Here is a 14,598-nt window from a genome sequence, read left to right on the forward strand (position 1 = left end):
TCACATCTCCCGGGTCACATAGGTGTGGAGCCAGCTCCGGAACTCGGGGCCGAGATCCTCACGTTCGCACGCGAGCCGGACAATGGCCCGCAGATAGTCGCCGCGGTCGCCGGTGTCGTAACGGCGGCCGGTGAAGACGACGCCGTGGACCGGGCCGCCGATCGACTCGTCCCCGGCGAGCTTCTCCAGGGCGTCGGTGAGCTGGATCTCATTGCCCCGGCCGGGCTCGGTCTCCCGCAGTATCGCGAAGACGGCCGGGTCCAGGACATAGCGGCCGATGATGGCGAGGTTGCTCGGCGCGTCCGCCGCGTCGGGCTTCTCCACCAGCCGGGTCACGCGCACCACATCGGACTCGCCGGTGGGCGCGACGGCGGCGCAGCCGTAGAGATGGATCTGCGCGGGGTCGACCTCCATCAGGGCGATGACGCTGCCGCCCTCCCGCTCCTGGATCTCGACCATCCGCGCGAGCAGCGGATCGCGCGGGTCGATCAGGTCGTCGCCGAGGAGGACGGCGAAGGGCTGGTCCCCGACGTGCGGAGCGGCGCACAGCACGGCGTGGCCGAGGCCGCGCGGGTCGCCCTGGCGCACATAGTGCATGGTGGCGAGGTCGCTGGACTCCTGGACCTTCTTGAGGCGCTCCTCGTCGCCCTTGCGGGTCAGCGCCTCCTCCAGTTCGTAGTTGCGGTCGAAGTGGTCCTCGAGAGGGCGCTTGTTGCGGCCGGTGACCATGAGCACATCGGAGAGGCCGGCCGCCACGGCCTCCTCCACCACGTACTGAATCGCGGGCTTGTCGACGACCGGCAGCATCTCCTTGGGAGTGGCTTTGGTGGCAGGCAGGAAGCGCGTGCCGAGGCCGGCGGCGGGGATGACCGCCTTGCTGATCCTGGTGTTCGACTGATTCATGTTCAGCACAATATCCGGTGGACCGGCACCCGGAACGAGCCTGTGGAAAACCCTCCGGCGAACCCCGGTGACCCGGATATCCACAGACCGCAGGCCCTCGACCCGACAGTGAGCCAGGACATGACCGAGAAAAGGGCAATTCGCCGCGAATTGCTGGACGCCCGCCGACTGCTCCCGCCCGAGGAGGTCCGCGCGTCCGGGGCGGCCCTGGCGCGCCGCGCGCTGCTCCTTCCGGAGCTGTCCGGCGCGGCCACCGTCGCCGCGTATGTCTCCGTGGGGCGCGAGCCGGGCACCCGTGAGCTGCTCGACGCGCTGCGCGAGCGGGGCGTGCGCGTCCTGCTGCCGGTGCTGATGGACGACGACGACCTGGACTGGGGCGAGTACCGGGGCGCGGACCGGCTGGTGGCCGCCGGGCGCGGGCTGCTGGAGCCGGACGGTCCGCGCCTCGGCCCCGAGGGGGTGCTGACCGCCGGCACCGTTCTGCTGCCCGGGCTGGCCGTGGACGGCCGGGGCATGCGGCTCGGCCGGGGCGGCGGTTCCTACGACCGGGTGCTCGCCCGGCTCGCGGCGGCGGGCGCGCACCCGGCGCTGGTGGTGCTGCTGTACGCGAACGAGGTGGTCGCGCGGGTCCCGGAGGAGCCGCACGACCACCCCGTACAGGCTGTGGTCACCCCCGAGGGGGTGCGGAGGTTTACGGCTTCAGCGTGAGGGTGTCGACGGTGTTCGTCTCCACCGCCTTCTCGCTGAAGGACCAGTCCAGCAGCTCACCGCCGGCCCACTTGTCCGTCTGGTCGGTGTAGTGCGCGCTGTAGGCGTGGCCGGAGGCGCCGGAGAGGTTGATCCAGTCCGACTTGTCCCAGTCGCCGACATTGACGACCATCCGCATCGAGGGCACCCAGACGACGTCGTAGCCGGCCGCCGCGTTCCAGCCGGTGGCGTTGACGGTGGCCTCGCCGCCGCCCAGGTTCCACGGGCCGCGGTTGAGCAGGTGCTGGAGGAGGCCGGGGCCCTCCGTGCCGAGCGTCTGGTTCTTCAGCGTGAGCTGGTGCAGCCTGCCCCAGCTCCAGCTGTCGATGTCCTTGCCGAGTTCGGCGGTCAGCTCCCAGCGGGCGTCCTTCATGGCCCGGGCGAACAGCTCGTCCCGGGTGTCGGTCGCCTTGCCCGAACGGTTCTCGGGCGAGCGCCACCAGGGGTTCTTCTCGTCCTTGACCATGTTGCGGACCACCTCGAACCAGCGGTCTCCGCCGTCCGGCTGCGCGGAGTCGGCGTCGCGCTCACCGCACTCGATCACCCGCTCGTTGAGCTGGTCGTCGGGGACGGTGCTCTCGGCCGGGCGGACGCTCAGGCACTCGCCCTCCACCCGCAGCTCCTTGGGCAGCTTGTTGCCGAAGGAGAGCTTGAGGACATTGCGCCAGACCGCGTTGAAGTAGGCGGCGGCGGCCGAGTCCGGCTCCTGGGTGTAGTCCCAGGTCTCCAGCAGCTTCTGCGCCTCACGGACATGCGGGTCGTCGATGTCGATCTTCAGCAGATAGGGGGTGAGGAGCTTGGCGATCTCGCTCGCGTTGTCCATCTGCATGGTCCGCATGTCCTCGGTGGAGATCTTCCCCCCGCCCTTGATCTTCGACTCGATGAGGTTGTTGATGCGCTGGCTGCGCGCGCCGTAGCCGTAGTCCTCGGTGAGCAGGTACGGGTACGTGTCGGCGTCGACGACGGCCTGGTTGGCGGTGACGATGTAGCCGCGCTCCGGGTTCAGCTCGTACGGCATCTCGTCGAAGGGGACGTACCCCTTCCACCGGTACTTCGGGTCCCAGCCCGGCGCGGGCGCCGAGCCGTCGCCCGCGGCGCGCCGGGGGATCTTGCCGGGTGCCTGGTAGCCGATGTTGTTCTCGCTGTCCGCGTAGATCAGGTTCTGCGAGGGGACCTCGAAGTTCCTGGCCGCCGCGCGGAAGGAGTCGAAGTCGTTCGCCCGGTTCAGCTGGAAGATGGCGTCCATGGACTTGCCGGGCTGGAGCGCGGTCCACTGGAGGGCGACGGCGTATCCGGTGGCGCGGTCGGGCGCCGCGTTGGAGACCGGGGCCTTCTGGCCGACCTGCTCCAGTTCGGAGTCGCGGTCGGAGACCAGCGGGCCGTGCTCGGTGGCGCGGACCGTGATCGTCTTGGGCTTGCCGCCCGCGACCTCGATGACCTCCTTGCGGGTGGTCAGCTCCTTCTGCTCGTCGCCCACCTGGTAGGTGCTGCCGGTGAGCTTCTCCAGGTAGAGATCGGTCACATCGGCACCCAGGTTGGTGAGGCCCCAGGCGATGTCCTGGTTGTGGCCGATGACCACGCCGGGCATTCCGGAGAAGGTGAAGCCGGCCGTCTGGTACTGGCAGGAGGCGGAGACCTTCCGGCAGTGCAGACCCATCTGGTACCAGAGGGACGGAAGCTGCGGGGCCAGGTGCGGGTCGTTGGCCAGCAGCGGCTTGCCCGTGGTGGTGTACTCGCCGGAGACGACCCAGGAGTTCGAGCCGATGCCGTTGCCGTTCGGCCCGAGCAGCGCGGGGATGGTGTCGAGGGTCTCGGAGAGCGCGGAGAGCTGGGTGGTCAGGCCCTGGGTGGCGTCGGCGGGAGTGCCGCCGGGGTCGGTGGTGCCGGTGGAGGCGCCGGTGTTTCCGCCCGTGCCCTGGGTGCTCTGGGTGCCCTGACTGCCCGGGGTCCCCTGGGCGCTCTGGGTGCCCGGGGTCCCCTGCGTACCCACGGAGCCCGAAGGCTCGGCCTCGGGGTCGAACTTCCCGGTGACCGGGTCGATCCCGCCCCGATCCATAATCGGCTTGTTCCGGTCGTACGGATAGGCCGGATACAGCTCCTTGATCTGCTTCTCGTTCAGCCTGCTCGTCAGCAGCGAGCGGTCGATCTCGTCCTGCATATTGCCGCGCAGGTCCCACGCCATGGCCTTGAGCCAGGCGACCGAGTCGACCGGGGTCCACGGCTCGGGCCGGTAGTCGTTGGTGAAGGCGAGCGCCGCGTACTCGACGGACAGCTCTTCGGCGCCCTTGCCCTCCATATAGGCGTTGACCCCGGCCGCGTACGCCTTGAGGTAGTTCTTCGTCTCCGGCGTGAGCTTCTCGTCGTATTCCTTCTGCGCGACTCCGCGCCAGTCCAGCGTGCGCAGGAAGGCGTCGGTCTCGACCTGGTCCTCACCGAACATCTCGGAGAGCCGGCCGGACGTCATGTGCCGGCGTACGTCCATTTCCCAGAAGCGGTCCTGGGCATGGACGAAGCCCTGGGCGCGGAAAAGGTCCTCATCGGTGTCGGCGTAGATCTGCGGAATGCCGAAGTCGTCGCGCTTGACCTCGACCTCGCCGCGGAGGCCAGGGATCTCTATCGTGCCGGTGGTCTGCGGGAAGGAGGCGCGCACGGTACTGACACCCCAGTACCCGCCGTATCCGATGCCGCCGAGCAGCGCCAGCACCAACAGAATCACGAGCAGGCGGGCGCGTCGCCCCTTCTTCTTCTTGGGGGAAGAGGCGGTTGTGTTGGAGGGCATCGCTGTCCTTCGAGGCGCAGGCTGATCCAGGAGTGCTGGGAGCAACCATAGGCGCAGCACCCCGCCGCCCCTGACGCGGTATCCGAAAGCCGTCCCCCCGGCCGTGGCGGAGCCGCGCTGTTCACGGGGACGGCGGCGGGGCGTCCGCGAGGAGGATGATCCCCGTATCCGGCGTCAAGAAAACGTTAAAGATTAGGTAAGGTAACGAAGTGTCGCCGCCCGGATCAGCGATCCGGCACGTAGAGGCGCCAGGGGAAGGATCGGCCACTGACTGTCCAGCAGCTCAACGAACTCCTGCTCATCTGCTCGCTCGTGCTGCTCATCGCCGTGGCGGCGGTACGCATCTCCTCGCGCAGCGGACTCCCCAGCCTCCTGCTCTATCTCGGCATCGGAGTCGCCATAGGGCAGGACGGCATCTTCGACGTCCGGTTCAACGACGCCGAACTGACGCAGGTGATCGGCTATGCCGCGCTCGTGGTGATCCTCGCCGAGGGCGGGCTGGGAACCAAGTGGCAGGAGGTGAAACCCGCGCTGCCCGCTGCCGTCGCGCTCTCGACCGCCGGTGTGGCCGTGAGCGTGGGGATCACCGCCACGGCGGCGCACTATCTGGTCGGCCTGGAGTGGCGGCAGGCGCTGATCATCGGCGCGGTGGTGTCCTCGACGGACGCCGCGGCCGTCTTCTCCGTCCTGCGCAAGGTGCCGCTGCCGTCCCGGGTGACGGGTGTGCTGGAGGCGGAGTCGGGCTTCAACGACGCCCCTGTGGTGATCCTGGTGGTGGCCTTCTCGGCCGCCGGTCCGGTGGACCAGTGGTACCTCCTGGTCGGCGAGATCGCGCTGGAGCTGGCGATCGGCGCGGCGATCGGGCTGGCCGCGGGGTTCGTCGGGGCCTTCGGGCTGCGGCATGTGGCGCTGCCGGCGTCGGGTCTGTACCCGATCGCCGTGATGGCCATCGCGGTGGTGGCGTACGCCGCCGGGGCCATGGCCCACGGCAGCGGATTCCTCGCGGTCTACCTCGCCTCGATGGTCCTCGGGAACTCGAAACTGCCGCACGCCCCCGCCAACCAGGGGTTCGCCGAGGGGCTCGGCTGGCTGGCGCAGATCGGGATGTTCGTCCTGCTGGGGCTGCTGGTGACCCCGCACGAGCTGGTGGACGACTTCTGGCCCGCGGTGATCGTGGGTCTGGTGCTGACGGTGGTGGCCCGGCCGGTGTCGGTCTTCCTCAGCCTGCTGCCGTTCCGGATTCCGCGGCGGGAGCAGATCCTGATGTCGTGGGCGGGGCTGCGCGGGGCCGTGCCCATCATTCTGGCCACCATCCCCATGGTGGGCGGGGTGGAGGGCAGCGCCCGGATCTTCAACATCGTCTTCGTGCTGGTCGTGGTCTACACGCTGATCCAGGGGCCGACGCTGCCCTGGCTGGCCAGAGCCCTGAAGATCGGGCCGGCCGCGCCGTCGGACCTCGGGGTGGAGTCGGCTCCGCTGGAGCGGCTGCGGGGGCATCTGCTGTCCGTGGCGATCCCGGCGGAGTCCAGGATGCACGGGGTGGAGGTGGCGGAGCTGCGGCTTCCGCCCGGGGCGGCGGTGACGCTGGTCGTACGGGACGAGCGGAGCTTCGTCCCGATGCCGTCCACCGTGCTCCACCGCGGCGACGAACTCCTCGTGGTGGCCACCGACCCGGTCCGCGACGCCGCGGAGAGACGGCTGCGCGCGGTGGGCCAGGGCGGGAAACTGGCGGGCTGGCTGGGCACGGGGTAGAGCCCGCGCACCCTGGCGGGCGCCTCCCGGGAGGCGCCCGCCAAGGACCGCCCTGCCCGGCTTCAGCGAAAGCCCGGACAAACCCAGCGCCTCCGGCGCTTGAGCAACGGCGGCCCGGGGGCAGGCCCCCGACCAGGACCGGCGCCGTGCGGGCACCCTGCGGCACAGGGACCGCGACGGACGGGCCGCGAAGCGCGAGGCCCGGGAGCTGTACCATGGAGCCGCACTTGATCGAACCACCTCTGCCTGACGCAGAGCTGGCGCGACCGTATGGCGGCCGACGCGTCCCCCCGGACCCGGTACCCGGTATCTACCGCAGTCCCGCGCGCAAGAGGACAGCTCTCGGTCGCCCCCGCCCCGGGGGACACCACCAGGCGGCAGAAAGGCCGGACCGTGGAGTCCACGGTCACCAAAGACCCCCGCCCGGGGTACGGGCAACTGCTCCGCACCCCCGGCGCCTGGACCTTCCTGCTCCCGGGCTTCGCCGCCCGGCAGCCCTTCGCGATGCTCACCATCGGCATCGTCCTGCTGGTCCAGCACACCACCGGCTCGTACGGCAGCGCCGGCGCCGTCGCCGCCGCCACCGGCGTGTCGATGGCCCTCTTCGCCCCGCAGAGCGGCAAACTCGCCGACCGCTTCGGCCAGCGCGCCGTCCTCCTCCCGGGCGTCCTGATCCACACCGCCTCCGTGTCGGCCCTCACCGTGCTGGCCCTCGCGGACGCCCCGCTGTGGGCACTGTTCGTCGCGGCCGTGCCCACGGGAGCGTCCGTACCGCAGGTCGGCCCCATGGTCCGGGCCCGCTGGGCCGCCAAGCTCGACGGCTCCCCGCTGATGCAGACGGCGGCGGCCTTCGAGTCGGTCACCGACGAGTTCACCTTCGTGGTCGGCCCGGTCCTCGCCACCGCGCTCTGCACCGGCGTCCACCCGGCGGCCGGCCTCATCGCCGAGGCCGCGCTCACCCTCACCGGCGGTCTGCTGTTCGCCGCGCAGAAGCGCACCCAGCCGCCGGTGCGCCGGGACTCGGCCCACGGCTCCGCCCCGCGCGTCTCGGCCCTCTCCATCCCGGGCGTACGGGTCCTGGTGGTGACCTTCCTCGGCATCGGCTCGGTCTTCGGGGGCATGCAGGTCTCGCTGACCGCCTTCAGCGAGGAGATCGGCAATCCGGGTGTCAACGGACTGCTGTACGGGATCTTCGCGGCGGGCAACATGCTCGCCGGTATCGCCTGCGGCGCGATCGTCTGGAAGCGCGGCCCCCTCCGGCGGGTGATCATCGGCTACGCGGGTCTGACCCTGGCCGCCTCCGCGCTCTGGGCGGTGGACTCGGTCGCCCTGCTCGCCGCGCTCGGCCTGCTGGTCGGCCTCTGCATCGCCCCCGCCCTGATCGGCGGGTACACCCTGGTGGAGTCGCTGGTACCGGCATCGGCCCGGACCGAGGCCTTCACCTGGCTGACGGGCGCGGTCGCCCTGGGCCAGGCGACGGCCGTGACGATCTCCGGTCAGCTCGCCGACGCGAACGGCGCGAGCGCCGGTTTCGTGGTGCCGCTGGCGGGAACCGCGCTCGCACTGGTCACTCTGGTCACACTCCGGGCACGGCTGACGCCCCAGGGCGACACCACGGGCGCCGCGGGGCTCATCGCGGCCCGTGGGGCGAGTGGGATGGATCACCGCGCGCGGGTGACGGTGGACTGACGCAGCGGAATACGTCACTATGGACCGTCGTTAGCACTCATTGAGTGAGAGTGCCAGGAGGAAGACACAGTGCCGACCTACCAGTATCAGTGCACCGAATGCGGCGAGGGCCTCGAGGCGGTGCAGAAGTTCACCGATGACGCTCTGACCGTGTGCCCGAATTGCGAGGGACGCCTGAAGAAGGTGTTCTCCGCTGTCGGCATTGTCTTCAAGGGCTCCGGCTTCTACCGCAACGACAGCAGGGGCTCGTCGTCGAGCAGCACGCCTGCCGCGTCGTCGTCCACGTCGAAGACGTCCGACGCGAAGCCCGCTTCGTCCTCGGCCTCTTCCTCGTCGTCCTCCTCGTCGACGTCTTCTTCGTCGTCGTCGGGTTCCACGAGCTCCAGCGGCAGCTCGGCGGCCTGACGCCCCACCGTTCTCACCCGGGACCCCGCCGTTTCCACGGCGGGGTCCTCGGCGTTCCGGCCCGTCGATAGTGTGCTCGGCATGGCTAACGCGAACGCAGAAATCGGTGTGATCGGCGGCTCGGGCTTCTACTCCTTCGTGGAGGATGTGACCGAGGTCGAGGTCGACACCCCCTACGGCAGGCCCAGTGACTCGCTCTTCCTGGGCGAGGTGGCCGGCCGGAAGGTCGCCTTCCTCCCCCGGCACGGCCGGGACCACCGGATTCCGCCGCACCGCATCAACTACCGCGCCAACCTGTGGGCCCTTCGCTCCGTGGGCGTGCGGCAGGTGCTAGGACCGTGCGCGGTGGGCGGTCTGCGGGCGGAGTACGGACCCGGGACGCTGCTCGTGCCCGATCAGCTGGTGGACCGTACGAAGTCACGGGCCCAGAGCTACTTCGACGGCGAGGCGCGGGCGGACGGGGTGGTCCCGAATGTCGTGCACACCGCCTTCGCCGACCCGTACTGCCCGGCCGGCCGCGCCGTGGCGCTGAAGGCCGCCCGGGGCCGCGCCTGGGAGGCGGTGGACGGCGGGACGCTGGTGGTCATAGAGGGGCCGAGGTTCTCCACCCGGGCGGAGTCGCGCTGGCACGCGGCGGCGGGCTGGTCGGTGGTGGGGATGACGGGCCACCCGGAGGCGGTGCTCGCCCGTGAGCTGGCCCTCTGCTACACCTCCCTCACGCTGGTGACGGATCTGGACGCGGGGACCGAGACGGGCGACGGGGTCTCGCACTCCGAGGTGATGCGGGTCTTCGGGGAGAACGTGGGGCGGCTGCGGGAGGTGCTCTTCGACGCGGTGGGGGCGCTGCCCGCGACCGGTGAGCGGGACTGCCTGTGCCTGAACGCCCACGACGGCTGGGACCTGGGGCTGGAACTCCCCTGATCCGAACCCGGGCCGAACCCGGGCCGAACCCGGGCTGAACCCGAGTCGGGACCGAGGCCGTGGCGGGCCCTCCCTCACCTCTCCGGGTGAGGGAGTTGTCCACAGACCGGGGGCCGTCCACAGGCCCCGGCGGGATCGGAGCGGGGAGCGGATCGTGAGGGGTGCGAGGCCGGTGCGGACACCGGCCGGGCCGACTCCTCGACGACAGGCGGTGGCGCTGATGACCCCTCCCCCTCCCTCTTCACCTTTTCCTTCTCACTCTCCCTCCCCTTCTTCCGCTTCTTCCGCTTCTTCCGCGCACGGGGCGGGCACGGAGCCGTGGGTGCCGCAGTTCCCCCCGGTCCGGGTGCGCGGTGGCGCGCACCGGCTGCGGCGGGCGGTGCGCCGCAGGCGGCGGGCCGTGGCTGCCGGGGTGGCGCTGACGGCGGCGGCGCTGGCCGCATCGGCCCCCCGGGGCGCGGACAGCGGCCCAGGCGGATCGGACGACGGGGCGGGGGCGCGCGGCAGGGGCGGCGGGGCGTCCGCCACGACCGGGGAGCGCGCCGCCCGGCCCGCTCCCGCCCTGGTGTCGGCCCCGGTGCGGATCGCCGACGCGGCGACGGTCCGGCTGCTGCGTCCGGGAGACCGGGTGGATGTGATCGCCGTGCCGGCCCCGGCCGCGGGCCGCCACGAGGTGCCCGGCGCCCGGGTGGTGGCCAGGGGTGTCCGGGTGGCGGAGGTGCCGGGGGCCGCCGGTCCCCCCGAGGGCGGCGCGCTGGTGGTTCTCTCCGTCCCGCGCGCGCTCGCCGCCGAACTGCTCGCGGCGAGCGCGGTGGCCGGCCTCGCGGTGGCGCTGTGCTGAGCGCGCCGGGCGGACCGGGCAGGGGGCCGCTCGGCGCGGCCCCCGCTCGTACTGACGTGCCGACCCGTCACCTGCGCGCACGCGTGAAGTGGACAGTGCGACCCGGCCTTGCCGTAGGTTGCGGAGGGTTTCACTCCGTCCCCTGTTCATGCGAAGAAAGGCTCAGTGGTGAGCGAGAAGAAGGTCAGCGTTCTGGAGGGCTTCAAGGCCTTCCTGATGCGCGGCAATGTGATCGACCTGGCGGTGGCCGTCGTCATCGGCGCGGCCTTCACCCAAGTGGTGAACTCCGTGGTGAAGGGCGTCATCAACCCGCTGGTCGGGGCCTTCGGCACCAAGGATCTCGACGCCTACAGCTCCTGCCTCAAGGGCACCTGCAAGGTGGTGAACGGCGAGGTCGACGGGATCAAGATCCTGTGGGGTTCGGTCCTGGGCGCCATTCTGACCTTCCTGATCACCGCCGCGGTCGTCTACTTCCTGATGGTCCTGCCCATGTCGAAGTACCTGGCGCGGAAGGCGGCCAGGGAGGCGGCGAAGGAGGGGACCAAGGAGATCGTGGAGCTGTCCGAGCTGGAGGTCCTCAAGGAGATCCGCGACGCGCTGGTGGCGCAGTCGCGCGGTGGCTCCGGCACGGGCTCCGCGCCCGGCTCGGGTCCCGGCTCCGGTCCGGGGACGGGCTTCGGCTCCGGCCCCGGCGCGGGGCCCGACCGGCTGTAGCGGCACCGCCGGGCGGACCGTCCGCCCGCGCACGGCGGACGGAGGGGGCGCGGCCGGTCCCGGCTCAGATGTGGTGGGGCGGCTTCTCGTCGAGGAAGCGCGCCAGGTCGGCGGCGCCACCGCCGCTCGGGGAGGGCCGCTCACCCCACCCCCGGTCCGTGTCGTCCGAGGACTGCTGGTCCAGCGGATCGTCGAAGACGATCCTCGGCTCGGGGGCGTCCGGCCGGGGGCGCTTCGCGTCTCGCGGTCCGGGGGCGGGGGCGGGGCTCATGTCTCCAGGGTACGGCGGAGGCGGCGCCCGGGGGCCCGTCCGGACGGGGGGTCACCTGGTGGGCCCGCGTCCCGTCGCCCGGGGGCGGGACCTCTGCTGTCCTGGACGCATGACGCCCTCAGGCACCTCCGGGAACAACGGCACCGGCGGGACCGGCGGCTCGCGCTCCGTGCCCGACCCGGAGACCCCCGACCCGGAGACCCCCGGCCCGGGGACCCCCGGCCCGGAGGGCGACGCGTACGAGCCGCTGCGGCACATGACCCCCCGGCGCCGGGACGAGCCGCACCGCGCGGCCACCCCGCTGGAGCTGTTCTTCGATCTCTGCTTCGTCGTCGCCGTCGCCCAGTCGGGCGCCCAGCTGGTCCACGCGCTGGCCGAGGGTCACCCGGGCACCGGGTTCATCGGCTACTGCTTCGTCTTCTTCGGCGTGTGGTGGGCCTGGATGAACTTCACCTGGTTCGCCTCGGCCTACGACTGCGACGACGTCCCCTACCGGATCGCCACCCTGGTGCAGATCGCGGGAGTCCTCGTCTACGCCGCCGGGGTGCCGCGCGCCTTCGGCGCCAACGACTGGACGATCGCGGTCATCGGCTATCTGATCATGCGGCTGGCGCTGACCACCCAGTGGCTGCGGGCGGCGGCGGCGGAGCGCGGCCCGGCCCGGAGGGCGGCCCTGACGTATGCGACCGGCATCGCGCTCTGCCAGGCGGCCTGGGTGGTGCTGCTCCTCGCCCCGCAGGGTTCCCGGCACTGGCTGTTCCCGATCGTGGTCGTGGGCGAGCTGCTGGTGCCCCCGCTGGCCGAGCGGCACCGGGAGACGCCGTGGCACGCGCGGCACATCGCGGAGCGGTACGGGCTCTTCACCCTGATCGTGCTGGGCGAGACGATGGCCGGCAGCACGGTGGCCGTGCAGTCGGCGCTGGACGAGCACGAGGCGGTCGGCGAGCTGCTGCCCATCGCCGCCGGAGGGCTTCTGATCATCTTCTCCGCGTGGTGGATCTACTTCGCGGTGCCGGCGCACGAGCGGCTGATCTCCAACCGGCAGGCACTCCCCTGGGGGTACGGCCATGTGCTGATCTTCGGTTCGGCCGCCGCGATCGGCGCGGGCATCGAGGTGGCGGTCGAGCACGGGGTGGGTGTGGCGCCGGTCTCCTCCTTCGCGGCGGCCTCCGCCGTCACCGTGCCCACGGCGGTGTTTCTGCTGATGGTCTGGCTGCTGCACGCGCGGCACTTCAAGCACGGCGTGGTGCGGCAGCTGCCCCTGCCGGTGGCGTCCGCGGCGATCCTGGGCTGCTCCTTCGCGGGTGGTCTCGCGGTGCTCGCGGCCGGGCTGGTCGCGGCGGCGACGGTCGCGGTCGGTGTCGCGCTGAGCCACCGCTCGCGTCCGGCCGTACCCGTCCGGCGGGTCCCGTGATACGCAGTGCGCATGAGCGACACAGGGACGGGTGGCGGAGCGGACACGGCGCGCGCCCCCGGCAGCGGGCGGGCGGGGCCGGCGGACGGCCCGAGGGACGGGCTGACGGATGTGGCCGGGCTGCGGGTCGGCCACGCGCGGGTGCCGGGCGCGGGAGCGCTGAGCGGGACCACCGTCGTCCTGACGCCGGAGGGCGGGGCGATCGCCGCCGTGGATGTGCGGGGCGGGGGCCCGGGGACGCGGGAGACCGATGCGCTCGATCCGCGCAATCTGGTCCAGCGGATCGATGCCGTCGTGCTGACCGGCGGCAGCGCGTACGGCCTGGACGCGGCGGGCGGGGTGATGGCCTGGCTGGAGGAGCGGGGCCGGGGTGTCCCGGTCGGCGGGCCGGGGCGGGTGGTGCCCGTGGTTCCGGCCGCCTGCGTCTTCGACCTGGGGCGCGGCGGGGACTGGCGGGCCCGGCCCGACGCCTCCACCGGACGGGCCGCGATCGAGGACGCGGCCCGCCGGCCGTCCGGCGCACCGGTGGAGACCGGTTCCGTCGGAGCGGGCACGGGCGCGGTCGCCGGCGGGCTCAAGGGCGGGGTGGGCACGGCGAGCACGGTCCTGGCGGACTCGGGCGCCACGGTGGCGGCCCTGGTCGTGGTCAACGCGGTGGGCTCGGTGATGAATCCGCGCACGGGCGGCCTGTACGGGACGGACGCCGGGGAAGGGGTGCCCCCGCCCGCGCCCGGGGTGCACCGGGAGGCGCTGCGGCGGCTGGAGCGGGCGCGGTCGGCGAGCGGGCCGCCGCCCCTGAACACCACCCTCGCCGTGGTCGCGACCGACGCCCGTCTCACCCGTGCGCAGGCGCAGAAGCTCGCGGGGACGGCGCACGACGGCATCGCGCGCGCCGTGCGGCCGGTGCACCTTCTCAACGACGGTGACACGGTCTTCGCGCTCGCCACCGACGGAGTGGAACTGGCCGCCGGGAATCCTCTCGCGCTCAACGAAGTGCTGGCCGCGGGCGCGGATGTGGTCAGCCGGGCGATTGTGCGGGCGGTGCTGACGGCCACCGGTACGAGCGGACCCGGCGGGGTCTTTCCCTCGTATCGGGAGCTGTACGACATCAACTGATGCACGCGCTATGCCCGTTGAGGCGATCCGGGGAACTTCACAAAGACTTGCTTCGTTTTTCGCAACGACTGGACGAGGTGTCAGACCGAGGGGCTACTTTTAGCAATCAACGAGTTACTTGTGGCGACGGCCTGGAGACCCACCTTGAACGATCCGTATGAGACAACCGAGACACACCTCGAACGACTCCTGGGTCGGGCGCTGAACTCCTTCGATCTGCCCGATGCCACGGTCGAGCGGCTGGAGTCGGCGCTGGCTCACGCGAGTTCGCTGCACTCCTCGCACCACAGCGGCTCGCTGGACCGCGCGACCTACCGGCACGCGTATCTGCTGAGCGACGGCAGCTCGCTCGTGCTCTGGGAGCTGGTTCACAGCAGTGGCGCCGACCATCCCGAGCAGCACGAGCTGTACACGGAGGAGTCGGAGGTGCGGCTGGCGGCGTCCCGGCTGCCCGCGGGCTTCCCCGGGTTCGCCGACTCGGGCGAGCCGGGGAGCGGTGCGCTGTCGGCGTTCCGCACCGCCGGGTTCACCGACGGGCCGGAGCTCTCCGATCCCGCCGACCGCGACCCGGCCGACCGCGACCCGGCGGATCGCGGGCGCACCGGCCCGATCGGGCTGGAGGCGGATCTCGACGCCGACTTCGCGCTGCTCGCCGGGCTGATGTCCGCACCCCCGGCGGCGCTCCCCCGGATGTATGTCCCGGACAATTCGGCGGACCACGCCCGGCGCGTCCTCCGCCGCGCGGAGAACGCGGACCGGCCGGGCGAGAAGACGGCGAGGATGCTGCGCTCCGCGTTCGCGCACCACATCACCCAGGTCTCCGCCCGGCAGTGCCGGGTGGCGGGCAAGGACGCGGGCTTCACCCTCTACGAGCACGCGTTCCTCCTGCTCGACGGAGTCGAGACCAGTCTGTGGGAGGTGGAGCACACCGCCACCCCGGACGGCCGCCACATGTGCGAGGTCTACGGCGCCGAGCACACCGCGCGCGAAGCGATGGAGCTGCGCGCACGGGTGCGATGACATCGATGCCGGAGCCGTCCCTTCCG

Annotated in this window: 13 protein-coding genes; 10 read left to right on the forward strand and 3 right to left on the reverse strand. The window is 71.9% G+C overall.

The window, feature by feature from the left end:
- Complete coding sequence (gene galU / locus ABT122_RS07140; RefSeq protein ID WP_351546618.1) at window positions 1-903, reverse strand: UTP--glucose-1-phosphate uridylyltransferase GalU; 903 nt, start codon at window positions 901-903, stop codon at window positions 1-3.
- A 120-nt stretch (window positions 904-1,023) separates the two neighbouring features.
- Here galU and ABT122_RS07145 point away from each other — a divergent pair, with 120 nt between their 5' ends.
- On the forward strand, window positions 1,024-1,611 hold the full coding sequence (locus tag ABT122_RS07145) for a 5-formyltetrahydrofolate cyclo-ligase (RefSeq protein ID WP_351546621.1): 588 nt from the start codon (window positions 1,024-1,026) through the stop codon (window positions 1,609-1,611).
- Here the strand turns inward: ABT122_RS07145 and ABT122_RS07150 are convergent.
- Window positions 1,595-4,429 (reverse strand): penicillin acylase family protein, encoded by a 2,835-nt coding sequence (locus ABT122_RS07150; protein ID WP_351546623.1) that lies wholly within the window; start codon window positions 4,427-4,429, stop codon window positions 1,595-1,597. The two genes, ABT122_RS07145 and ABT122_RS07150, sit on opposite strands and share 17 nt — an antisense overlap.
- Before the next feature lie 312 nt (window positions 4,430-4,741).
- Between ABT122_RS07150 and ABT122_RS07155 the strand changes: the two genes are divergently transcribed.
- From ABT122_RS07155 to mscL, 6 genes are all read left to right on the forward strand, one after another.
- Window positions 4,742-6,181, forward strand: a complete 1,440-nt coding sequence (locus tag ABT122_RS07155) for a potassium/proton antiporter (RefSeq protein WP_351546626.1) — start codon at window positions 4,742-4,744, stop codon at window positions 6,179-6,181.
- 393 nt (window positions 6,182-6,574) lie between these two features.
- Window positions 6,575-7,870, forward strand: coding sequence for an MFS transporter (locus tag ABT122_RS07160; protein ID WP_351546629.1), 1,296 nt, complete (start codon window positions 6,575-6,577; stop codon window positions 7,868-7,870).
- A 69-nt stretch (window positions 7,871-7,939) separates the two neighbouring features.
- On the forward strand, window positions 7,940-8,275 hold the full coding sequence (locus ABT122_RS07165) for an FmdB family zinc ribbon protein (protein WP_351546632.1): 336 nt from the start codon (window positions 7,940-7,942) through the stop codon (window positions 8,273-8,275).
- An 81-nt stretch (window positions 8,276-8,356) separates the two neighbouring features.
- On the forward strand, window positions 8,357-9,196 hold the full coding sequence (locus ABT122_RS07170; RefSeq protein WP_351546635.1) for an S-methyl-5'-thioadenosine phosphorylase: 840 nt from the start codon (window positions 8,357-8,359) through the stop codon (window positions 9,194-9,196).
- A 322-nt stretch (window positions 9,197-9,518) separates the two neighbouring features.
- On the forward strand, window positions 9,519-10,037 hold the full coding sequence (locus tag ABT122_RS07175; RefSeq protein ID WP_351546638.1) for a hypothetical protein: 519 nt from the start codon (window positions 9,519-9,521) through the stop codon (window positions 10,035-10,037).
- 168 nt (window positions 10,038-10,205) lie between these two features.
- Window positions 10,206-10,751, forward strand: coding sequence for a large conductance mechanosensitive channel protein MscL (mscL, locus tag ABT122_RS07180; protein WP_351546641.1), 546 nt, complete (start codon window positions 10,206-10,208; stop codon window positions 10,749-10,751).
- Window positions 10,752-10,815: 64 nt separating this feature from the next.
- Here mscL and ABT122_RS07185 read toward each other — a convergent pair whose 3' ends face one another.
- Window positions 10,816-11,022, reverse strand: a complete 207-nt coding sequence (locus ABT122_RS07185; protein WP_351546644.1) for a hypothetical protein — start codon at window positions 11,020-11,022, stop codon at window positions 10,816-10,818.
- 256 nt (window positions 11,023-11,278) lie between these two features.
- Here ABT122_RS07185 and ABT122_RS07190 point away from each other — a divergent pair, with 256 nt between their 5' ends.
- The 3 genes from ABT122_RS07190 (at window position 11,279) to ABT122_RS07200 (ending at window position 14,572) form a co-directional block, all read left to right on the forward strand.
- Window positions 11,279-12,436, forward strand: coding sequence for a low temperature requirement protein A (locus ABT122_RS07190; protein WP_351546830.1), 1,158 nt, complete (start codon window positions 11,279-11,281; stop codon window positions 12,434-12,436).
- A gap of 12 nt (window positions 12,437-12,448) precedes the next feature.
- Window positions 12,449-13,552: a P1 family peptidase gene (locus tag ABT122_RS07195; RefSeq protein ID WP_351546647.1), complete on the forward strand. Its 1,104-nt coding sequence runs from the start codon at window positions 12,449-12,451 to the stop codon at window positions 13,550-13,552.
- 144 nt (window positions 13,553-13,696) lie between these two features.
- On the forward strand, window positions 13,697-14,572 hold the full coding sequence (locus ABT122_RS07200) for a DUF6227 family protein (protein ID WP_351546650.1): 876 nt from the start codon (window positions 13,697-13,699) through the stop codon (window positions 14,570-14,572).
- Window positions 14,573-14,598 lie beyond the last annotated feature (26 nt).

The sequence above is a fragment of the Streptomyces sp. NPDC001985 genome (genome assembly GCF_040296845.1).
GTDB lineage: Bacteria > Actinomycetota > Actinomycetes > Streptomycetales > Streptomycetaceae > Streptomyces.